Annotated in this window: 19 protein-coding genes and 1 pseudogene; 15 read left to right on the top strand and 5 right to left on the bottom strand. The window is 64.9% G+C overall.

All coding sequences use genetic code 11. From position 1 onward, the window contains the following. Window positions 1-52 precede the first annotated feature (52 nt). The 7 genes from MMB74_RS05440 (at window position 53) to MMB74_RS05410 (ending at window position 8,872) form a co-directional block, all read left to right on the top strand. Entirely contained in the window at window positions 53-1,693 is a 1,641-nt protein-coding gene (locus MMB74_RS05440) for an ABC transporter substrate-binding protein (protein ID WP_277427575.1), read from the top strand. A 329-nt stretch (window positions 1,694-2,022) separates the two neighbouring features. After that, on the top strand, window positions 2,023-3,660 hold the full coding sequence (locus tag MMB74_RS05435; RefSeq protein WP_277427574.1) for an ABC transporter substrate-binding protein: 1,638 nt from the start codon (window positions 2,023-2,025) through the stop codon (window positions 3,658-3,660). A gap of 130 nt (window positions 3,661-3,790) precedes the next feature. Next, entirely contained in the window at window positions 3,791-4,801 is a 1,011-nt protein-coding gene (locus tag MMB74_RS05430) for an ABC transporter permease subunit (protein ID WP_277427573.1), read from the top strand. Window positions 4,802-4,814: 13 nt separating this feature from the next. Beyond that, window positions 4,815-5,729: an ABC transporter permease subunit gene (locus MMB74_RS05425; RefSeq protein ID WP_277427572.1), complete on the top strand. Its 915-nt coding sequence runs from the start codon at window positions 4,815-4,817 to the stop codon at window positions 5,727-5,729. A 2-nt stretch (window positions 5,730-5,731) separates the two neighbouring features. Beyond that, window positions 5,732-6,739 carry an ABC transporter ATP-binding protein gene (locus MMB74_RS05420; protein WP_277427571.1) on the top strand — a complete coding sequence of 336 codons (1,008 nt, stop codon included), beginning with the start codon at window positions 5,732-5,734 and terminating at the stop codon, window positions 6,737-6,739. After that, complete coding sequence (locus MMB74_RS05415; protein ID WP_277427570.1) at window positions 6,736-7,755, top strand: peptide ABC transporter ATP-binding protein; 1,020 nt, start codon at window positions 6,736-6,738, stop codon at window positions 7,753-7,755. Before MMB74_RS05420 ends, MMB74_RS05415 begins: the two co-directional genes overlap by 4 nt. Beyond that, window positions 7,748-8,872: a TraB/GumN family protein gene (locus MMB74_RS05410; protein WP_277427569.1), complete on the top strand. Its 1,125-nt coding sequence runs from the start codon at window positions 7,748-7,750 to the stop codon at window positions 8,870-8,872. The genes MMB74_RS05415 and MMB74_RS05410 overlap by 8 nt, the downstream gene beginning before the upstream one ends. Before the next feature lie 366 nt (window positions 8,873-9,238). Here MMB74_RS05410 and pxpA read toward each other — a convergent pair whose 3' ends face one another. From pxpA to pxpB, 3 genes are read right to left on the bottom strand one after another with little or no spacing between them, the layout of a single operon-like run. Continuing rightward, window positions 9,239-9,991, bottom strand: coding sequence for a 5-oxoprolinase subunit PxpA (gene pxpA / locus MMB74_RS05405; protein WP_277427568.1), 753 nt, complete (start codon window positions 9,989-9,991; stop codon window positions 9,239-9,241). Between the two features lie 20 nt (window positions 9,992-10,011). Continuing rightward, window positions 10,012-11,070 (bottom strand): biotin-dependent carboxyltransferase family protein, encoded by a 1,059-nt coding sequence (locus tag MMB74_RS05400; protein ID WP_277427567.1) that lies wholly within the window; start codon window positions 11,068-11,070, stop codon window positions 10,012-10,014. Then, complete coding sequence (pxpB, locus tag MMB74_RS05395) at window positions 11,067-11,720, bottom strand: 5-oxoprolinase subunit PxpB (protein ID WP_277427566.1); 654 nt, start codon at window positions 11,718-11,720, stop codon at window positions 11,067-11,069. Before pxpB ends, MMB74_RS05400 begins: the two co-directional genes overlap by 4 nt. Window positions 11,721-11,875: 155 nt before the next feature. Between pxpB and MMB74_RS05390 the strand changes: the two genes are divergently transcribed. Then, window positions 11,876-12,388, top strand: a complete 513-nt coding sequence (locus MMB74_RS05390; RefSeq protein ID WP_277427565.1) for a winged helix DNA-binding protein — start codon at window positions 11,876-11,878, stop codon at window positions 12,386-12,388. A 59-nt stretch (window positions 12,389-12,447) separates the two neighbouring features. On the opposite strand, the gene MMB74_RS05385 is transcribed toward MMB74_RS05390, so the two are convergent. After that, the gene (locus MMB74_RS05385) at window positions 12,448-13,056 is read right to left on the bottom strand and encodes a 5-formyltetrahydrofolate cyclo-ligase (protein WP_277427564.1); all 609 of its coding nucleotides are present in this window, start codon (window positions 13,054-13,056) and stop codon (window positions 12,448-12,450) included. Window positions 13,057-13,076: 20 nt separating this feature from the next. Here MMB74_RS05385 and MMB74_RS05380 point away from each other — a divergent pair, with 20 nt between their 5' ends. The 4 genes from MMB74_RS05380 to MMB74_RS05365 all read left to right on the top strand — a co-directional run bounded on the left by MMB74_RS05380 (window position 13,077) and on the right by MMB74_RS05365 (window position 18,227). Next, window positions 13,077-15,062 carry a lytic transglycosylase domain-containing protein gene (locus MMB74_RS05380; RefSeq protein WP_277427563.1) on the top strand — a complete coding sequence of 662 codons (1,986 nt, stop codon included), beginning with the start codon at window positions 13,077-13,079 and terminating at the stop codon, window positions 15,060-15,062. A 67-nt stretch (window positions 15,063-15,129) separates the two neighbouring features. Beyond that, window positions 15,130-16,086, top strand: coding sequence for a complex I NDUFA9 subunit family protein (locus MMB74_RS05375; protein ID WP_277427562.1), 957 nt, complete (start codon window positions 15,130-15,132; stop codon window positions 16,084-16,086). A gap of 252 nt (window positions 16,087-16,338) precedes the next feature. Further along, a complete protein-coding gene (locus MMB74_RS05370; RefSeq protein ID WP_277427561.1) occupies window positions 16,339-16,989 on the top strand; it encodes a glutathione S-transferase family protein in 651 nt (216 codons plus the stop codon). Further along, a complete protein-coding gene (locus MMB74_RS05365) occupies window positions 16,986-18,227 on the top strand; it encodes a multifunctional CCA addition/repair protein (RefSeq protein ID WP_277427560.1) in 1,242 nt (413 codons plus the stop codon). The genes MMB74_RS05370 and MMB74_RS05365 overlap by 4 nt, the downstream gene beginning before the upstream one ends. Before the next feature lie 3 nt (window positions 18,228-18,230). Here MMB74_RS05365 and MMB74_RS05360 read toward each other — a convergent pair whose 3' ends face one another. Continuing rightward, the gene (locus MMB74_RS05360; RefSeq protein ID WP_277427559.1) at window positions 18,231-19,454 is read right to left on the bottom strand and encodes an SAM-dependent methyltransferase; all 1,224 of its coding nucleotides are present in this window, start codon (window positions 19,452-19,454) and stop codon (window positions 18,231-18,233) included. 13 nt (window positions 19,455-19,467) lie between these two features. On the opposite strand from MMB74_RS05360, the gene MMB74_RS05355 reads away from it, so the two are divergent. From MMB74_RS05355 to ttcA, 3 genes and pseudogenes are all read left to right on the top strand, one after another. Next, complete coding sequence (locus MMB74_RS05355; RefSeq protein WP_277427558.1) at window positions 19,468-20,289, top strand: SDR family oxidoreductase; 822 nt, start codon at window positions 19,468-19,470, stop codon at window positions 20,287-20,289. 64 nt (window positions 20,290-20,353) lie between these two features. After that, window positions 20,354-20,755 (top strand): dihydroneopterin aldolase, encoded by a 402-nt coding sequence (locus MMB74_RS05350; RefSeq protein ID WP_277427557.1) that lies wholly within the window; start codon window positions 20,354-20,356, stop codon window positions 20,753-20,755. 104 nt (window positions 20,756-20,859) lie between these two features. Then, window positions 20,860-21,768 (top strand): annotated as a pseudogene (ttcA, locus tag MMB74_RS05345) (tRNA 2-thiocytidine(32) synthetase TtcA); the annotation flags it as partial. Window positions 21,769-21,810: the final 42 nt, after the last annotated feature.

Raw genomic sequence — 21,810 nt, 5'->3', positions numbered from 1 at the left:
GCTGCCGAAGGGCCGTGCTACGCTTGGCGCCTCAGTCATGGAAGGAGCGCATATGCCGGTGTGTCGTCCGCTTTTCGCCGTTCGTTTGACTTCTCTGATCATCACCGCCGCAGGCGGCGCCTATGCGTTATTCGGCGGCGGCAGCAGCGAAGCGGCCGAGCTGCCCGCGAAAACGCTCGTGTACTGCTCCGACGCGAGCCCGGCGGGCTTCGATCCCGCTCAATACACGACGAGCGTCGAGTTCTCGGCGGCGGCCTACACGGTGTACAACCGTCTCGTCGAATTCGAGCACGGCGGCACCAAGGTCGAACCGGGCCTCGCACAGAGTTGGGAGATTTCCGATGATGGTCTCGTCTACACGTTTCACCTGCGCCATGGGGTGAAATTTCACACGACGTCGTATTTCAAGCCCACCCGCGAGTTCAATGCCGACGATGTCGTGCTGACATTCGAGCGCATGCGCGACCCCGCCAACGCACTACGCGTCGCTTATCCGGCGGTATTTCCGTACTTCAACGATCTCGGGCTCGCGAAAAACCTCGCCAAAGTCGAAAAGCTCGATCCGTACACGGTGCGAATGACGCTCAATTCGGTTAGCGCTCCGTTCTTGTCGGAATTGGCGATGCCTTTCGCTTCGATCCTCTCGGCCGAATATGCGGAGCAATTGATTGGCGCCGGCAAGGCGGCGGATCTGAACCGCTATCCGATCGGCACTGGGCCCTTCATTTTTCACAGTTACGAAAAAGACGCGACGATTCGCTTCGACGGCAACCCCGGGTATTGGAAGCCCGGCGTCGTGCGCGTTGGCAAGCTCGTGTTCGAGATCTCGACCGATCCTGCCGTGCGCGAGCAAAAGCTCAAGGACAACGAGTGCCAAGTCATGAGCTATCCGCGCCCGGCCGATATCGCTTCGCTGTCGGCAGATCCGAACCTGCAAATGCCGCATCAAGTCGGTTTCAATCTCGGCTTTCTCGCCTACAACACGACGCACAAGCCGCTCGACAACGTCGACGTTCGCCGCGCGCTCGACATGGCTATCGACAAGCAAGCGATCATCAAATCGGTGTATCAAGGCGCGGGGCAAGCGGCCGTCAATCCGATGCCGCCGACGCAGTGGTCGTACGATGCCAGCCTCAAAGATGCCCCCCTCGATCCGGCTCGCGCGAAGGCGCTGCTCGCCAAGGCCGGATATCCGGAGGGGTTCGAACTCACGCTATGGGCGATGCCGGTCCAGCGGCCCTATAACCCGAACGCACGGTTGATGGCCGAAATGATTCAGGCAGATTGGGCGAAGATCGGCGTGCGCGCGAAGATCACGACGTACGAGTGGGGCGAGTACGTGAAACGGGCGCACGCGGGCGAGCACGATGCGATGCTGATCGGCCTGACGGGCGATAACGGCGATCCTGACAATTGGCTTGGCGTGCTGCTCAGTTGTTCGGCGGTGCACGGCAGCAATTTCGCGAAGTGGTGCTATAAGCCGTTCGACGATTTGATCGTCAAGGCGCGCGAGACGAACGACATGGCAGAGCGCGTCAAGCTCTACACGCAGGCGCAGCGCATCTTTAAACAGCAAGTCCCCTTTACCCCCATCGCACATTCAACCGTGTACCAGCCGCTGCGCAAGAACGTGGTCGGCTTCAAGATCGACCCGTTCGGGCCGACGCAATTTTGGAACGTGGGGCTGCGTTAGCGCCTCGGGCGGCATCGCCTTCATCTGGCATGCGCGGGGCCGTTTGGGCGGCGACTGTCTCGATGCGACGGACAGCCGCGCCCGCGGCGCTTGGCGCCGTGCTGCGGGAAACTGCGTGTTGAAAGATCCGAATATTGGCCTAGACCTCCGTAGGCGCCAGCGTCGTGCATAATCGACCTGCAATTTTAGTGGCACTAAACATGCGGCGCGGCCAAAGTCAACGCGTACAAGTGCGGGGCGTTGCCTTTTCCCGACCGCTTGTTCGGGGTATCAAAGCTCAGTAATATCCGCGTACGCTGGCTTCTGCCGGTCTCAGAATTGGAGGAAACATGAAGCAAAACAGACTGTTGCGCGCCGTGCGGGTGACCGCGATCGCGGCCGCCGCCGTGACGGTATCGCTTGCCGCATCTGCTGCGCACGCCGCCGACATTCCCAATAAAACCCTCGTTTACTGCTCGGAAGGCAGCCCGGCCGGCTTCGATCCGGCGCAATACACGACGGGCACGGATTTCACCGCGAACACGTTTACGGTCTACAACCGCCTCGTCGAATTCGAGCGCGGGGGCACCAAGGTGGAGCCCGGGCTCGCGGAAAAGTGGGACGTCTCGCCCGATGGCAAGACCTACACGTTCCATCTCCGTCATGGCGTGAAATTCCAAACGACGGATTTTTTCAAGCCCACGCGTGAATTCAACGCCGACGACGTGATCTTCACGTTCGAGCGCATGCTCGATCCGAATCAGCCGTTCCGCAAGGCGTATCCGGTGCAGTTCCCGTACTTCACCGACATGGGGCTCGACAAGCTGATCGCCAAAGTCGAAAAAGTCGATCCGTATACCGTGCGCTTCACGCTGAAGGAAGTGAACGCGCCGTTCATCCAGAACATGGCGATGGAGTACGCGTCGATTCTCTCGGCCGAGTACGCCGACCAGTTGCTCAAGGCGGGCAAGGCCGCCGACATCAACCAGAAACCCGTCGGCACGGGGCCGTTCATCCTGAAGAGCTACACGAAGGACGCAACGATCCGCTACGAAGGCAATCCCGACTATTGGAAGCCCGGCGCCGTGAAGATCAAGCATTTGATCTTCTCGATCACGCCCGATGCCGGTGTGCGCGTGCAGAAGCTCAAGCGCGACGAATGCCAGGTCATGAGCTATCCCAAGCCCCAGGACATCGCGCCGTTGAAAGCCGATTCGAACATCGACATGCCGTCGATTCCGGGCTTCAACTTGGGCTACGTTTCGTACAACGTTCAGCATAAGCCGCTAGACAAGACCGAAGTGCGCCAAGCGCTCGATATGGCCATCAACAAGAAGGCGATCATCGAGTCGGTCTATCAGGGCGCGGGCCAGAGCGCAACGAACCCGATGCCGCCGACGCAGTGGTCCTACGACAAGAATCTGAAAGCGCAGTCGTACGATCCCGAAGGCGCGAAGAAGCTGCTCGCGAAGGCGGGCTACCCGAACGGCTTGCCGCAGGAGATCACGCTCTGGGCGATGCCCGTGCAGCGCCCCTACAACCCCAACGCACGCCTGATGGCCGAAATGATCCAGGCCGACTGGGCCAAGATCGGTGTGAAGGCGAGGATCGTCAGCTACGAGTGGGGCGAGTACATCAAGCGCGCGCACGCGGGCGAAGACGACACGATGTTGATCGGTTGGAACGGCGACAACGGGGACCCCGACAACTGGCTCGGCACGTTGCTCGGTTGCGAGGCCATCAACGGCAACAACTTCTCGAAGTGGTGCTACAAGCCGTTCGACGATCTCGTCCAAAAGGGCCGCAGCACCAACGGCGTCGCGGCGCGCACGAAGATCTACACGCAAGCGCAAGAGATCTTCGCCAAGGAGTTGCCGTTCTCTCCGATCGCTCACTCGACGCTCTACCAGCCAGTGAGCAAGAAAGTCGTCGACATGCGCATCGACCCGCTCGGCTACGCCCGTTTCGACGGCGTCAGCGTGAAGTAACGACGATGCGCTACGCTCTCTCGTCAAGCGGGAGAGCGCGTACGTCCTCCGGCGACAGGGGCCGGCGCTGCACGCGGCGCCGCTTCTCGTCGCCGGTCGCATTTTTTCTTGCAAGCTGAAGGGACGAACTATGTTCCGATTCGTTTTACGCCGCATCGGCATGGTGATACCGACGTTCATCGGCATCACGATCCTGGCGTTCGCCTTGATTCATTTGATCCCCGGCGATCCCATCGAAGTGATGATGGGCGAGCGCGGCGTCGATCCGGCGATGCATGCCGCCGCTTTGCACCGGCTCGGGCTCGACGAGCCATTGCCGATGCAATACATCCACTACGTTTGGCGCGCGTTGCACGGCAACCTCGGCGATTCGATCATCACCAACACGAGCGTGATGGGCGAGTTTCTCGCGCGCTTTCCGGCCACCGTCGAATTGTCCATTTGCGCCATGCTGTTCGCGCTCGTCATCGGGCTGCCCGCCGGTGTTTGCGCGGCTTTGAGGCGCGGCACCATCGTCGATCACGGCGTGATGGGCACGGCGCTTGCCGGCTATTCGATGCCGATCTTCTGGTGGGGGCTCATTCTCATCATGCTGTTCTCGGTCACGCTCGGTTGGACGCCCGTGTCGGGGCGCATCGCCGTCGAATACGACATTCCGCACGTGACCGGCTTCATGCTCGTCGATTCGCTGCTCGCCCCCGACGAAGGCGCCTTCAAATCGGCGCTGAGCCATTTGATCCTTCCGGCCATCGTGCTCGGCACGATCCCGCTCGCCGTGGTGGCCCGCATGACGCGTTCGTCGATGCTCGAGGTGCTGCGCGAAGACTACATTCGCACGGCGCGCGCGAAGGGGCTTTCTCCGGTGCGCGTAATTGTCGTGCATGCGTTGCGCAACGCGCTGATTCCTGTGGTGACGGTGATCGGCTTGCAAGTGGGCACGTTGCTCGCCGGTGCGGTATTGACCGAGACGCTGTTTTCTTGGCCGGGCATCGGCAAGTGGCTCATCGACGCCATCAGCCGGCGCGATTATCCGGTCGTGCAAGGCGGCATTCTGATGATCGCGACGCTCGTGATCGTCGTGAATCTGTGCGTCGATCTGCTTTACGGCGTGCTCAATCCCCGCATTCGCCACACGCGCTAAGGAGCCCGCAACCATGGCAGATATTCAAAACGCGGCGCCGCAGAGCGTCACGCCGCCTAGCGGGCGGGCCCTCGCGTTACGCGAGTTCTGGCACAACTTCTCACGCAACCGCGGCGCGGTGGGGGCCGGCGCGATCGTCCTCGTGCTCGTCGTCGTCGCGATCTTCGCGCCGCTCATCGCGCCGCATAGCCCGGTCGAACAATACCGCGACTACGTCAAGATCCCGCCCGCCTGGCTCGATGGCGGCAACTGGAGATTCGTGCTCGGCACCGATGAAGCGGGCCGCGACATCCTCTCGCGCCTCATGTTCGGTGCGCGCATGTCGTTCTGGATCGGCTGCGTGTCCGTCGTGCTCGCGCTGTTTCCGGGTATCGTGCTCGGGCTGTGCGCGGCGTTCTTCGAGTGGGCCGACACGCCGATCATGCGGGCGATGGACGTTTTGCTCGCATTGCCGTCGCTGCTGCTCGCGGTGGCCGTCGTGGCCATCATCGGGCCGGGGCTGACCAACACGATGTTCGCAATCGCGATCGTTGCGCTGCCCGGGTACGTGCGCTTGACGCGCGCCTCCGCGCAGGGCGAATTGCAGAAGGAATACGTGACGGCCTCTCGCGTGGCCGGTGCGGGCACGCCGCGGCTCATGTTTTCTCAAGTGTTGCCCAATTGCACCGCGCCGCTGATCGTGCAGGCCACGCTCGGTTTCTCCTCGGCGATTCTCGACGCGGCCGCGTTGGGCTTCCTGGGCCTGGGCGTGCAGCCGCCGACGGCCGAATGGGGCGCGATGCTGGCATCGGCGCGCGATTACATCGACAATGCCTGGTGGATCGTGACGATGCCGGGCATGGCGATTCTCATTTCGGTGCTCGCGATCAACTTGCTCGGCGACGGGCTGCGCGACGCGCTCGATCCGAAACTGAAACGGATGGCTTGAACATGAACGATCTTTTGACCATCCGAAACCTGGCCGTCACCTTCGGCGGCGCACCGGCTGTCGACGGTGTGAGTTTCTCGGTCGCGCCGGGAGAAGTCGTCGGCGTCGTCGGCGAATCGGGCTCGGGCAAGAGCGTGACGATGATGGCGCTGATGGGACTCATCGATGCGCCCGGCGTCGTCACCGCCGACGAAATCACGTTCGACGGCAAGGACTTGCTGCGTGCCTCCGCAAAAACGCGCCGCAGGATTATCGGCAAGGACGTGGCGATGGTGTTCCAGGACGCGCTCACGAGCCTGAACCCGAGCTACACCGTGGGCTATCAAATCAAGGAAGTGCTGAAGCTGCACGAGGGCCTGCGCGGCGCGGCGCTCGATCGGCGGGCGCTGGACCTGCTCGACCAAGTCGGCATTCCCGATGCCAAGAATCGCATCGGCGCTTTCCCGCATCAGATGTCGGGCGGGATGAATCAGCGTGTGATGATCGCCATGGCGGTTGCATGCAACCCGAAGCTATTGATCGCCGACGAGCCCACGACGGCGCTCGACGTGACGATCCAAGCGCAGATCATGGATTTGCTCGTCACGCTGCAAAAGGAGCGCGGCATGGCGCTCGTGTTGATCTCGCACGATCTGGCCGTGGTGTCGCAGGTCGCGCAGCGCGTGGCCGTCATGTATGCGGGCGAAGTGATCGAAACGAACCGCGTGCCCGATATCTTCGCGCGGCCGCATCATCCGTACACCGAGGCCCTGCTCGCCGCCATCCCCGAGCACAACCGCGGGGCCAAGCGATTGTCGGCGCTGCCTGGAATGGTGCCCGGGCGCGACGACCGGCCAAGCGGCTGCTTGTTCGCGCCTCGCTGCAAGTACGTCGCCGACGATTGCCGCAAGGGGCGGCCTCCGCTCGATCCGCCGCAGCCGCACGATGCGCTCGCCCGGGCGCGTTGCATCAAACCGTTGAATCTAGATGCCGCTCGCTCCGCGAGCACACACCAGGGAGGCGCCCGATGAACGCAGTACCGGAAAATTCGCGCGCGCCGGGACATGAGGCGGATACCGTGCTCGCGGCCGAGCAGTTGACCAAACACTACGCGGTGCGGCGCGGCATGTTCGGCCACGGCACCATCAAGGCGCTCAACGGCGTATCGTTTTCGCTGACGCGCGGCAAGACGCTCGCAGTCGTCGGCGAATCGGGGTGCGGTAAATCGACGCTGGCGCGCCAATTGACGATGATCGAGCCGCCCACCTCCGGGCGTTTGCTCGTGGAAGGCGAGGACGTCGCGGGAGCGGATCGCGCGAAGATCGCACAGCTGCGTCGCCGGGTGCAGATGGTGTTTCAGAATCCGTTCGCATCGCTCAATCCGCGCAAGACGGTCGAACAGACCCTGGCCGAGCCGCTGCAGATCAACTCGCAGCTGAGCGCGACCGAGCGCGCGGGCCGCGTGGCGCATATGATGCGCACGGTCGGATTGCGGCCCGAGCATGCGAAACGCTACCCGCACATGTTTTCGGGCGGACAAAGGCAGCGCATCGCGATCGCTCGTGCGATGATTCTGGAGCCGCGCATCGTGGTGGCGGACGAACCCGTTTCGGCGCTCGATGTTTCCATCCAGGCGCAGATTCTGAATCTCTTTATGGACTTGCAAGAGCAGTTCAAGACGAGCTACGTCTTTATTTCGCACAATTTGGCCGTCGTCGAGCATATCGCCGACGACGTCATGGTCATGTATTTCGGCGGCGTGGCCGAACTGGGCGATAAGAAGACGGTCTTCGCCAAGCCGCGGCATCCCTACACGCGCTCGCTGATGTCGGCGACGCCGGCTATCTTCGAATCCGACCGGCGTGCGCAAATCAAGCTGCAGGGCGAGATGCCCTCGCCGCTCGATCCGCCTTCGGGCTGCCCCTTCCACCAGCGCTGTCCGTATGCGATCGAGCGCTGCCGGATGGAAGAGCCCAAGCTGCGCGAGGTCGACGCTCGGCTCGTGTCTTGTCACCGTGCCGAGGAGGTGGGGGACGTGGATGCCTGAAGCGCGGGCGGCGCGTAATCGTGCGCGCCGTTCGCGTCGGGGCGCGCTAGCGGTGGCCCTCGTGCGGCGCGCGCAGGCGCTCGTGCTTGCGCTGGTCTTCACGTTGGCAATCGATCCGCGCTCGGGGGGCTTGATCGCGCCGGCGTTCGCCGGGCCGGCCGTCGCGCCGGTGGTGCAGGCGGCGCCTGGCGCGCCGGCTGCTCCGGGCGCGACGATTCCTGGCTTTCACGGGCCGCCGCCCGACTTCGGCGGGACGAGCGCGAGCGGGCCAGTGCGGGCCGAGCCGGCGCACATGCCGTTTTACGTCGCGACGAAAGGCACGACGACGATCTACGTGCTCGGAACCTTGCACGTGGGCGACCCTTACGACTACCCGCGAAGCCAACCGTTTCGGCCGCCTATCTTGGCGGCGTTGGCGGCATCGCCTACGCTCGCGCTCGAAATTTCACCGGACGACCTGCTTCAATCGCAGGATGACGTCTCGAAGTACGGGGTCTGCTCGTATGCATGCTTGCCGCGTCTTCTGCCCGATGCGCTATGGCGGCGGCTGGCGTGGCGCCTGCGCGGCAATCCGGGTGCGCTCGAGGAAATCAAAAAGACGCGGCCCTGGCTCGCCGCGTTGCTGGTCGAAACCTACGATTCGATCGCGGCCGGCTTGCAAACCGAATACGGAACCGAAGCGCAATTGCAGAATGTGTATTTGCGCACGCGCGGCAAAGTGGTCGGACTCGAAACGCTGGCCGAGCAAATGCGTGCGTTCACGAGTCTGACCCTTGCCCAACAGCGCGAGATGCTTGCTCAGGATCTTGCGCAGACGCCTGCGCAGAATATCGACGATGTGAAGACGCTGCACCGGCTTTGGCGTGTGGGCGACGCCGATGCAATCGCGGCATGGGCGTCGGCGAAGTCGGAGCGGCTTGCGCGCACGCCGGAGATCGCGCGTGCGTTAGACAACCGCATCGTCTACGCGCGCAACCGGCGCTTCGTGGTGCGCATGATGGCGATAGCGGCGCCAAACCGGCCGATCTTTGTCGCGATTGGGTCGCTGCACCTGGGCGGGCCGAAAGGGGTGCTGAACTTGTTGCGTAAGCGGGGGTTTGCTGTGGAGGCGGAGTAGGACCCACCGCAGAGCCATCTCATCTGGCGTGCGGTTCCTTAACTGTCAAAGGCCGGCGGTCTAATCCGCGTGGCCTGCGATCCGATCAACCGAGTGCGCTTGCGCCTGGCATTGGGCGAGGCCGGTGTCGGGTAGTGGCTGGCGGCGACGGGAGCGGCGGCGACGCGGGAGCCTCGTGGGGCAGGCGGCCGGTTACGCCCACACCTCACGATTGCCGCCGTTGTCAGCGCCGCCGGAACCCTGGCAATCGGGCTGGTGGCCGCCGAGACGCGCGCAATTTATAGCGGACGGCATCGGAAATCTTGCCGTTGCGGGGTTCGCATTCTTCATGGCATCGTCAACGGCTCGCAGGCGCGAGCCTAGATCTCAATTCGACTGCGCGGAAGCGGCATGCACAGCGATGCCGTTCGCCTCGAGCGTGTCGCGCAATCTCTGCGCGAACACGAGCGCGTGCGGGCCATCTCCGTGCAAGCACAACGTGCGCACGTCCAGCGGCACCCAGCCCCCCGTCACCGCGCGCACCCGCTTGTCGCGCACCATCGACAGCACGTGCTCGAGCATTTCGTCTTCATCGTCGATGAGGGCGCCGGGTTCCGAGCGCGGCACGAGCGAGCCGTCGCCGCGATAGCCGCGATCGGCGAATCCTTCTTCGATCGCCACGAGTCCCGCCCCGCGCGCCATCGCGATGAAGCGGCTGTTGGCCAGGCCGAAGATGGCGACCGACGGATCGAAGTCGTGCACGGCGGAAATGATCGCTTCGGCAATGGCCGAATCGCGCGCGGCCTGGTTGTAGAGCGCCCCGTGCGGTTTCAGATGGGCCACCCGTGCGCCTTCGGCTTGCGCGATTGCAGATAGGGCGCCGAGTTGATAAAGGATGCCGGCGTAGATGTCGTCGGGCGGCAGATGCATTTCCTTACGCCCGAAATTGGCTGGATCGTGAAAGCTCGGATGCGCGCCGATCGCGACGCCGCGCTGCACGGCAAGCCGAACGCTGTCGCGCATGGCATTGGCGCCCCCGGCGTGCCAGCCGCAGGCAATGTTCGCCGAACTCACGAGACCGAGCAGCGCTTCGTCCGCGTCGCCGCCTTCGCCGAGATCGGCGTTCAAATCGATTTGCATGACATCCTCATTCAAAACCATCAAGCGGCGTGCGCGCGCCCGGCAAGGCGCTGCATCTGCTCTTCATGCATGGCGATCGCGGCATCGATCTGCCGCAAATACGCCTGCTGCTCGGCGAGCGCGTAGCGCGCTTCTTCGCGCGTCGAGCGCACGAAGCGCACAGCCCCGCCTAGCCGCACCTGCGCAAGCTTCCATAGATCGGCGGCGATGACGACGCCGATGCGCGGATAGCCGCCCGTCGTTTGCGCATCGCTCATGAGCACGATCGGCTGGCCATTGCTCGGCACTTGAATCGTGCCGGGCAGCACCGCGTGCGAGAGCATGTCGCCCCTGTGCGTGCCGGTGAGCGCGCTGCCGGCCAGGCGGTATCCCATGCGATTGCTTTGCGGTGTGACGCACCATTCGTCCGACCAGAACGCCGTACGCGCCGCTTCGTCGAAAGCATCGTATTCAGGCCCACGCAGCACGCGGATCACCGCCGCGCGCTCGGCGCCGGCGACGTGCTTGCCGCGCCGCACGGGCTCGTGCGCCACTTCGGCGAAGCGGCACCATTGCGGCGCCTTGACGCCGAATGCCGGCGCGTCGACCGCTGAAGCGCCGCGCAGCGCCGCCGCGGGCACGCCCAGCGCGAGCCTGTCGCCGTCGCGCAGCTTGCGGCCGCCCAACCCGCCGAAGCGCGCGGCAAGATCGGTGCTGCGCGAGCCCAGGACGGGCAGCACGTCGATGCCGCCGCGGATGCACAAATAGCCGCGCATCCCGCGCGTCGGGCCGTGCAACACCAATTCTTGCCCGGCGCGCACCGGCAAGCTCCACCACGTATAGACGGGCACGCCATCCAGGGTGGCGGCGAACTGCGCCCCCGTGATCGCGACGCGCGTGGCCCGTGTGAAGCGAAACGCGGCGGGGCCGACGGTGATTTCGATCGCCGCGGCCTGCGGCGCATTGGCGACGAGGCGGTTGCCCACTTCGAGCGCGAGCGTATCGAGCACGCCGGCTTGGGCAACCCCGAGATGCCGCAAGCCCGCGCGGCCCAAATCCTGCACCGACGACAGCACGCCCGCGCGCAGCACCTCGATCATAGGGCGACCTCCACGACGGAAAACCGAACCCGATCGCCGCTTTGCAGCAGGGTGGGCGGATTGCGCGCGGGATCGAACAGGGCCGACGCCGTGCGCCCGATCAGCTGCCAGCCGCCGGGCGACGCGGCCGGATAAACGCCGGTTTGCGCGCCGCCGATGCCGACCGAGCCGGCCGGCACTTCGAGCCGCGGCACCGCGCGGCGCGGCGTATGCAGCGAGGCGTCGAGCCCGCCCAGATAGGCGAAGCCGGGCTGAAAGCCGATGAAGAACACGACGTATTCCGCACTCGAATGGCGCCTGACGACTTCCTCGGCGCTGAGCCCCGCGTGCTGCGCCACCTCATGCAAATCGGGACCGTCCTCGCCGCCGTAGCGCACGGGAATCTCGATCTCGCGGGCGGCGGCCTTAACGGCCACGGTGCGGTCCCAAGCCTGCGCCAGTTGGCGCGCGAGCGCTTCCATATCCGCGCGAAGCGGATCGAAGACGATCGTCAGATTGTTCATGCCCGGCACCGCTTCGACCACGTGCGCCCATTCGCGCGCCGCCTGCGCGAGCGCCCAGATGCGCTCCTGACATGCGAGCGTAGCCGGTGGCGGCGCCTCGCAGACGAGGGCGCTGTCGCCGAACGGATAGATACGAGGTTCTGTCATCTGAGCGCCTTCGCCGGTCGCATGCGTGCGTTGTATGTGATCGCATTATCGATAATTTATCGACATTTTACCAATAAGAGTTTTCGCTAATGCTGACCGGGTAGCGGCCGGCGTACACTTCGCCCACTCCTTCTCATCCTCGGCAGCAGCCCGCTATGTCGCGTCACCCGACCAAGATCGTGTCTTCGGAACATCTCGTCTCCGAGACGAGCGTCCAACTATCCGAGTTCGAATACGGGCTCATCATGGCGAGCAACGCGTTCAACCGCTGGATGGTGCGATGCATGTCGGCGGCGGGCGCCAAGGACATGACCGCCATCGAAGTCTCGCTGCTGCACCATGTCAGCCATCGCGAACGCAAGAAAAAGCTCGCCGATATCTGCTTCGTGCTCAACATCGAAGACACGCATGTCGCGACTTACGCGCTCAAGAAGCTCGTGAGTAGAGGGTATGTAAAAAGCGAAAAGACCGGCAAGGAAGTGTTCTTCTCCGCGACCCCGGCGGGGCGCGAGCTTTGCGGCAAGTACCGGGAAGTGAGAGAAAGCTGTCTGATTGCGGCGCTCAAGGAGAGCACGCTCGCGAACGAGCAGATCGGCGAGGCGGCCCAACTCATGCGCAATGCATCTGGCCTGTACGACACGGCGGCGCGGGCCGCCGCTTCGCTTTAAGCGTAAGCCGCCCGGCGCCGGGCCCGACGCGGCGGCGGCCTGCGCGCAAACATCTGCGCCTAAGAACGTTCGATGGCGTGTGCGCTCGCGAATAGCCCGGCGTCCGTGACGACGGCGTCGAGCGCAATGTCGTGCGGCTCGCGCGGCAACGCGGTGCGGCATGCCTCGTAAGCGATGCCGAGCGTGACCGGCTTGGCGATATCGGGCCAAGCCGCGAGCGTGCGGTCGTAATAGCCGCCGCCGTAACCGAGGCGAAAGCCGTCGTCGTCGAATCCCACGCAGGGCACTAGCAGCAAGTCCGGCAAGATCGATTGCGCCTGCTCCGGCTCGGGGATTCGATGGTGGCCGACGCGCATCGGCGCATCGGGCGTCCACGCATGAAACTCCAACGCATAGCCCTTCATGGCGACCACCGGTAGCGCGGCTTGGCGACGCACGTCCTGTGCCAGCCATTCGGCGACGATCGTGCGCGCGTCGAACTCGCCGTCTAGCGGCCAGTAAAAGCCCACAGTGTGGGGCGCATAGCGCGCCAGCGCGGCACGCAAATGAGCCGCGAGCAAAGGGTCGGCGCCGCCTGCCGCCGCCGCCTCGCTGCGAGCTTGCAGCAAGCGTTTTCGCAGCTCGGCTTTCGAATTTGTCGAAGGGTTGCGTGCTATGCTTTCGCTCAATTTTCGCTCCACGAACCACGATGTCGAAACGCTTCGCTCGAGTATATCGCGCGGCCGCTCTGGCGCTGGCCGCCGTTGCGCTCGTCGCCTGCGGCACGGCCAGCGCCGGCCGTCACGCCCGCCCCACCGCGGCGCCCACCGACGATCAGATATTCGTGCGCTTGCGCGAAGCTGCCCGCAACAATGACGCGGCGCGTGCGGCGCAACTCGCGGCTATGATTCCGAACTACCCCGCGCCGTCGTACCTCGAGTATTTCCAGCTCAAACCGCAATTGTTCGACGGCAGCGGTCATGCGCGCATCGACGCGCCGGACGCGCCCGTGCTCTCGTTTTTGCAGCGCCACGACGGCGAAGCGATCGCCGATCGGTTGCGCAACGATTATCTCGTCGTACTGGGGGCGCGGCACGACTGGCGCGATTTCGATGCGCAGTACGCGCGCTTCGTGCTGGACGACGACACGCAAGTGAAGTGCTACGCGCTCGAATCGCGCGCCGCGCGCGGCGAGAACGTCGCCGAAGCGGCGCGCGCGCTGCTCGTCGAGCCCAAATATTACGGCGATGGCTGCGTCGATTTGATCGTCGCGCTGGCGGCCAACCATCAGTTCAGCGACGACGACGTCTGGCAGCAAATCCGTCTTGCCTACGAGCAAAACAGCACGAATACCGGCAGCCGGTTGTTCGACGCGCTCGGTGCGACACGCCCCGATCCGAAGCTCGTCGATCAAGCCACGAGCGCCCCGCCGCTGCTGCTCGCGCGCGGCGTCGGCCGCGATTCGGCGTCGCACGCACTGGCGTTGCTCGCCATCACGACCATGGCACGCAACGATGCCGTATCGGCCGCGGCCACCTTCGCCACGATCGCGCCGTCGCTGACGTTGGCCGAGCGCGCGATCGGCTGGGGCACGATCGGCTATCAGGGTGCGGCGCGCCAAGTCCCGGGAGCCGTCGATTGGTTCCGGCTGTCGGCGAACGCGCCGCTCTCGTATCCGGCGTATATGTGGCGCACGCGCAGCGCGTTGCTGGCCGGCGATTGGACGATGGTGCGCTGGTCGATCGAGCAGATGCCGGCCCCGCTGCGCAGCCAGCCGGCTTGGGTGTACTGGCACGCGCGCGCGCTCAAGCAGATCGGCGATGCCGACGACAAGGCGCTCGCCAATCAGGAATTCTCGCGCATCGCCGCAGGCTTCAATTTCTACGGGCAGCTCGCCAGCGAGGAGCTGGGCCGCAAGATCACCGTGCCGCCGAAAACGAGCGTGACCGATGCCGAAGTGCAAGCCGTGAGCCACACGCCAGGCTTCGACCTTGCTCGGCGCTTTTACGCGCTGAACCTGCGGCTCGAGGGCAATCGCGAGTGGAACTGGCCGTTGCGGGGCATGAGCGACCGGCAATTGCTGGCCGTGGCCGAATACGCGCGCCGCATTGAGCTCTACGATCGCACCGTGAACACGGCCGACCGCACGCAAGCCGACCACGACTTCTCGTTGCGCTATCTCTCGCCGTTCCGCGACATCGTGGAGCGCGACGCGAAATCGACGGGGCTGGACGTCGAGTGGGCCTACGGGCTGATTCGGCAAGAGTCGCGCTTCATCATCAATGCGCGTTCGGAAGTGGGCGCAGGGGGGCTCATGCAATTGATGCCAGGGACGGCGCGGATGGTGGCCCGCAAAATCGGCCTCGGGCCGCTCTCGCGCGAGCAGATGAACGACATCGACACGAACATTTTGCTGGGTACGAGCTACTTGTCGATGATCTACAATCAGTTCGACGGTTCCGCCGTGCTTGCCACGGCCGGCTACAACGCCGGGCCCGGCCGTCCGCGCCAATGGCAAGCGGCGTTGCAGCGTCCCGTCGAAGGCGCGATCTTCGCCGAGACGATTCCGTTCAACGAAACGCGCGACTACGTCAAGAACGTGCTGTCCAACACGGTCTACTATGCGGCGCTGTTCGAAGGCCGCCCGCAATCGCTGAAGGAGCGCCTCGGCGTCATCCTGCCGCAAACGCCCTGACGGGGCTGCGCGGTCAGCGAGGGGCGGCGGCAACGCGGTAGCGGTAGTCGCTCGCAGGGAGGCGAACATGCGGCATCAATCGATTGCATTGATAGGCGGTTCCGGGTTCATCGGCAGGCATCTGGCCAACGCGCTCGTCGCCGCGGGCAAAAACGTGCGAGTGGCAACTCGGCGCCGCAGCCATGCGAGCCACCTCACGATGTTGCCGCTCGACGTGATCGAGCTCGATGTGTTCGATCACATCGAATTGGCCCGCTTCGTCGAGGGGGCCGATGCCGTCATCAACCTCGTCGGCACCTTGCACGGCCGGCGCGGCACGCCGTACGGGCCGGAATTCGCCAAGCTGCATGTGGAACTGCCGTCGAAGATCGCGGCCGCTTGCGAAGGCAAAGGCGTGCACCGACTCATCCATCTGAGCGCGATCAATGCCGATCCGAACGGGCCGAGCATGTATCTGCGCTCCAAAGGCGATGGCGAAAAAGCCGTGCGCGCGGCCGCTCAACTCGCGACGACCATTTTTCGGCCGTCGGTGGTGTTTGGTCCCGAAGACCATTTCCTCAATACGTTCGCGGTGCTCGAACGCCTATTTCCCGTATTGCCGCTCGCCAAGCCCGATGCGAAGTTTCAGCCGGTGTATGTCGGCGACGTGGTCAAGGCGATCGTCGGCACACTCGATCTCGATGCGGCCCATGGCAAGACCTACGAGTTGGGCGGACCTACCGTCTATACGCTCGAAGCGCTCGTGCGCTACTGCGGCGAGGTCATCGGGCGTCAAGCCCGGATCGTGCGGCTGCCCGATGCGCTCGCTTATATGCAGGCGCTGACCTTCGAATCGCTACCGGGCGAGCCGCTCATCACCCGCGACAACCTCGATTCGATGTCGCGCGATGCGGTGCTGAGCGGGCCGCTTGCGCCCGAGTTGGACTTGGCGCCCGTCGCCGTCGAGGCGATCGCGCCGACGTACCTGAACGACGCATCGCTGCGCTCGCGCTTCAACGTATTTCGGACCACGGCGGGGCGCTGACCGGGCTCGTCGTGCGCCGATCGCCGCGAGACGATGCCGGCGCGATCGGCGTACGCGCTGCGCGCTTCGAGCGCATGCTCGGCGCGCCTTGCCGTCGCTTTGAAAACCGGCTCGCCGCCCTCGGTGCGAGCCCGGCACGGCGCGTCCCTCGCTGCGCGGATTGCGCCATCGTGGCACCATGGCGGTTCTTGCTTTCTCCCATTCGGTCGACCAACCAATCAACCAACCAATCAACGTTCGTGGCGGTGACGCATGAAACTCATTATCGGTGATAAGAACTACTCGTCGTGGTCTATGCGGCCTTGGGTCATGATGAAGCACATGGGCATCGACTTCGAGGAAGTGATCGTGTTGCTCGGCGAGGCCGATTCGAAGGCCCGAATTCTAGAGCATTCGCCGTCGGGCAAGATCCCGTGTTTGATCACCGACGAGGGGCAAGGGATTTGGGAGTCGCTCGCGATTCTCGAGACGCTGGCCGAGCGTTATCCGCAGCATGGCGTGTGGCCGAGCGACCCGGCCGCTCGCGCTCACGCGCGCGCGATCGCGTGCGAGATGCACGGGGGCTTTGGCGAAGTGCGCTCGCAGATGTCGATGAATGTGCGCGCCCGGCGGCCGGGCAGGGGCGCAACGCCCGCGGTGCTCGCCGAGGTCGCGCGCATCGACGCGATTTGGAGCGAGTGTCTCGCACGCTACCAGGGCCCGTTCTTGTTCGGCAGCGCGTTCGGCGCGGCCGATGCCATGTATGCGCCCGTCGTCTCGCGTTTCATCACCTATGCGCCGCCCTTGTCCGATGCGGCGCGCGCTTACATCGAAAGCGTGCGTGCCGTGCCGGCGGTGCGCGCTTGGTTCGACGATGCGCAGGCCGAGACGCATCGCATTGGCTATTACGAAGACGACGCATGAAGATTTACGCAGTGGGCGGGGCGATTCGCGATGCGCTGCTCGGCGTGCCGGTGTCCGACCGCGATTATGTCGTGGTCGGCGCGACGCCCGAGCAGATGGTGGCGCAAGGGTATCGCCCCGTCGGCAAGGATTTCCCCGTTTTTCTGCATCCTGAGACGCAAGAGGAATACGCGCTCGCTCGCACCGAGCGCAAGACAGCCGCGGGCTATCACGGCTTTCAGTTCTACTACGCGCCCGACGTCACGCTCGAAGAAGATCTTGCTCGCCGCGATTTGACGATCAACGCAATGGCGCGCGAGGTGTGCCCCGACGGGTCGATGACCGGGCCGGTCATCGACCCGTTCGGCGGGCAAGAAGACCTGCGCGAGCGGCGCTTTCGGCATGTCGGCGAGGCGTTCGTCGAAGATCCGGTGCGGATTTTGCGCGTGGCCCGGTTCGCGGCGCGCTTTCACGATTTCACGCTGGCGCCCGAGACGCTCGCTTTGATGCGAACGATGACGGCGGCCGGCGAAGTCGATGCGCTCGTGCCCGAGCGCGTCTGGCAGGAAATTTCGCGTGGGCTGATGGAGCGCAAGCCCTCGCGCATGTTCGAAGCGCTGCGCGAATGCAGCGCGCTCGTGCGCGTGCTGCCGGAAGTCGATGCGCTGTTCGGCGTGCCGCAACGGGCCGACTACCATCCCGAGGTCGACACCGGCGTGCACGTGATGATGGTCGTCGATTACGCAGCCGCGCGCGGCTATGCCTTGCCGGTCCGGTTCGCCGCGCTCACGCACGATCTAGGCAAGGCGACGACGCCCGACGATATCCTTCCGCGCCATATCGGTCACGAGACGCGCAGCGCCGATCTGCTGCGGCCGCTATGCGAACGCTTGCGCGTGCCGAACGACTGCCGCGACCTGGCGCTGCTCGTCGCGCGCGAGCACGGCAATATTCATCGGGTGATGGAAATGGGCGCCGCCGCGCTCGTGCGGCTGTTCGAGCGCAGCGATGCGCTGCGCAAGCCCGCTCGCTTCGCCGAAGCGCTGCAAGCATGCGAATCGGATGCGCGCGGCCGGCTCGGCTTCGAGACGCGCGAGTATCCGCAAGCCGAGCGGCTGCGCCTTGCGCTGACGGCCGCCCGCGCCGTCGATGCGGGTGCGGTTGCGCAAGCGTTCGCCGGTCAGCCGGCGAAAATCAAAGACGCCGTTCATCGCGCGCGGGTCGAAGCCGTGGCGGGCAGCTTGGGGGAAACGGCGTAACGTTCAGAGCGTATGCGATCGATCGCCGCGCGCGAACGCATCGATCGGCTCGTCGATGCCCCGCGAAAACGCGATCACTTTGAACAGCTCGCCCATCTCCGCTTCGGACAGTAGCTTTTGCACGGCGTTGGCCGCGGGCAAAAAGCGCGCGGCGTCGGCGGGGTCGATTTCGGACAGGGCCTCGGTGATGCCGGCGTTCATCAGAAAACGCGCTTGCGAGGTGTAGCCGAGCAGGTCCGCCCCCGCATCGACGCCCGCCTCGGCGATGCGCGTGAACTCGACGTGTGCGGTAATGTCCTGCAGCCCCGGATAAAGGAACGGATCGCCGTGCGCGCGGTGCCGGTAGTGACACATCAGCGTGCCTTCGGTGCGTTGCGGGTGGTAGTACTCCGCGCGCGGAAAGCCGTAATCGATCAAAAAGGCCGCGCCCTTTGCGAGCATCGAACAGACCGTGCGAGTGAAGGCCGCGCCGGCAGCGTGCGTTTCGGCGACGTAGTCGAGCGCCGGGTCGATATCGGCGTCGATTTCGGCGAGCAAGGCGGCATCTTCCTTGGACAATCGGACGCCGGCGGCATCGAGCGCGCGCACCTCGAAACGCAAGCTGCCGTTTTCGCCGGAGGCGGCGACGCCGCGTGCATGCCAGATGCCTCCCGTACGCACGAAAAGCGCCACCGGCATGGCATCGAGCACTTCATTGCCTAGCACGACGCCTTCGAAGCGCGCCGGCAGTGAGTCTAGCCAGCACACGCGTGCAGCCAGTTCGCCCCCGAGCGCTTCGATCGTTTCGCGCTGGCGCTCGCGCAGCTCGCCGGACAGATCAACGATGGCATATCGCTCGAGCGGCGCGCCGAGCGCATCGAGGGCGGACAGTACACCGGCCGCGAGCCGCCCCGTGCCGGCGCCGAACTCCATGACTTCACGCGTGCCGCTCGCTGCCAGCGCTTGGGCGACGGGGCGGGCGAGCGTGCGTGCGAACAGGGGCGACAATTCCGGCGCCGTGACGAAATCGCTGCCGTCCTCGGCGCGGCGGCCGAATTTGCGCGCGCCGCCGCTGTAATAGCCGAGCCCGGGCGTGTATAGCGCGAGCTCCATGTAGCGATCGAACGGCACCCAGCCGCCCGCCGCCGAAATTTCGTGACGGATGTGCGCGACGAGTGCGGCGCTGGCCGCGAGCGCATCGGCGGCCGGAACGGGTAAACTAGCGGGTTCGTGAGCATTCTGATTCATCCCGGCATTGTAAATGACCGCTTCCCCCCATCCTCGATCTGAAGCCGGCGCTGCCGCGGCGCCCGCGCGCGTCGTCCTGGTGACGGGCGCGGCGCGGCGCATCGGCCGCGCGCTCGCCCTTGGCTTCGCGGCGCAGGGCTGGGATGTCGGCGTCCATTACGGCGCATCCAAGGCCGAAGCCGATTCGCTCGTCGCCGAAATTCGCGCGCTGGGGCGCCGCGCCGTGGCGCTGGCGGCCGATCTCGCCGTCGAGCGGGAAACGGCGGGGCTCCTTGCGACATGCACGGCCGCGCTCGGCCGGCCGGTGTGCGTCGTCAACAATGCGTCGCGCTTCGTCGAAGATACCGCGCAAGACGTCGGCTACGAGACGCTGCTCGCGCACATGGCCGTCAATGTCGCGGCCCCGCTGGTGCTCGCGCGCGCCCTGTTCGATGCGACCCCGGAAGCGGCGCGCGAGGACGAAGCGCTGCGCGGCGTGGTCATCAACGTGCTCGATCAGAAGCTGTACAACCTGAATCCGGATTACTTGTCGTACACGCTGTCGAAGGCGGCGCTGCAGAGCGCGACGGTCACGTTGGCGCAGGCGCTGGCCCCGAAAGTGCGCGTCGTGGGCATTGCGCCGGGCTTGACGCTGCAATCGGCCGATCAAACGCCGGACGAATTCGCGCAGGCGCACCGCGTTACGCCGCTCGGCCGGGCATCGACGCCCGAGGACGTGGTGGCGGCGGCCTGTTACTTGGCGCAAGCGCATGGCGTGACGGGCGCCACTTTGATCGTCGACGGGGGGCAGCATCTCGTGCCGCTGCCGCGCGACGTAATGTTTTTGACGCGGTGACGCGCGTCGGCCCCGGCTCCCCCGGGCCCTCGCGCTTTGCGCGCGTACTTTGACTGGAACGAACATGGTTGCCTCACTCTTGCATCCCCGGCTCGCCGATTGCCGCAGGCTTTTTCTGCGCAATTACGAGGTCTATATCAACATCGGCGTGCACGAGTTCGAAAAGCGCGGCGAGCAGCGCGTGGTGATCAACGTCGAGCTGTTCGTGCCGCTGGCCGACACGACGCCGGTCGAGGACAAGCTGCATGAAGTGCTCGATTACGACTTCATGCGCGCGACGATCGCGCGCCGCGTCGGGCTGGGGCACATCCATCTGCAAGAGACGTTGTGCGACGACATCGCGGCGACGATGCTCGAGCATCCGCGCGTGCGGGCTGTTTCCGTATCGACGGAGAAGCCCGACGTGTATCCCGATTGCGACGCGGTGGGCGTCGAGGTATTTCGGATCAAAGAGGCATCGGTATGAACGCGCCAGAGACGATCGCGCAACCGGGCGCGGCGGCCCAACCCGAAACCGCCGGGCTGACGCAGGAAGCGGCGGGGCAGCCGGAGCCGGCCCACGCGCGCCCCGCGCTCACGCGCCGCGAGCAAAAGGAAGCCTACGAGAACAACAAGCTGTTCAAGCGGCTGGCTCGGCTCGTCGGCCAAGCGATCGGCGATTTCAACATGATCGAGGACGGCGACAAAGTGATGGTCTGCATGTCGGGCGGCAAGGATAGCTATGCGCTGCTCGACGTCTTGATGCGGCTGCGCGAGCGCGCGCCGATCCACTTCGATATCGTGGCCGTCAACCTCGACCAGAAGCAGCCCGGTTTCCCCGAACACGTCTTGCCCGACTACCTGACGAGCGTGGGCGTGCCGTTTCATATCGAGAATCAAGACACGTACAGCATCGTCAAGCGCCTCGTGCCCGAGGGCAAGACCACCTGCTCGCTGTGCTCGCGGCTGCGGCGCGGCATTCTCTATCGCGTGGCCGGCGAACTGGGCGCGACCAAGATCGCGCTGGGTCATCATCGCGACGACATCTTGCAAACGATGCTGCTCAATCTGTTTTACGGCGGCAAACTGAAGGGCATGCCGCCGAAGCTGCAATCCGACGACGGCAAGCACATCGTGATTCGGCCGCTTGCGTACGTGAAGGAAGTCGACCTCGAGAAATACGCGCAATTGCGTGCGTTCCCGATCATTCCCTGCAATTTGTGCGGGAGCCAGCCGAACCTGAAGCGCGCGGAAATGAAGGCGCTGATCCGCGATTGGGACAAGCGCTTTCCAGGGCGCGTCGAGAACATGTTCAATGCGTTGTCGAACGTGGTGCCGTCGCACTTGATGGACCCCGCGCTGTTTCCATTCTCGGGTTTGCGGGCGACGGGCCAGGCCGATCCGGACGGCGACATCGCCTTCGACGAAGACCCTTGCACCACGGGGTCGAGCGGCGAGAGCGGCCAAGCGATTTCGTTCGTTCAGTTCGACGATCTTTGACGCGCTCGCGCGCGCGGTAGCGCCCTGAGCGGGAGGGTTTCG

The organism is Trinickia sp. Y13 (genome assembly GCF_029522115.1).
Taxonomy (GTDB): Bacteria; Pseudomonadota; Gammaproteobacteria; order Burkholderiales; family Burkholderiaceae; genus Trinickia.
This window is presented reverse-complemented; position numbering and strand designations above follow the sequence as displayed.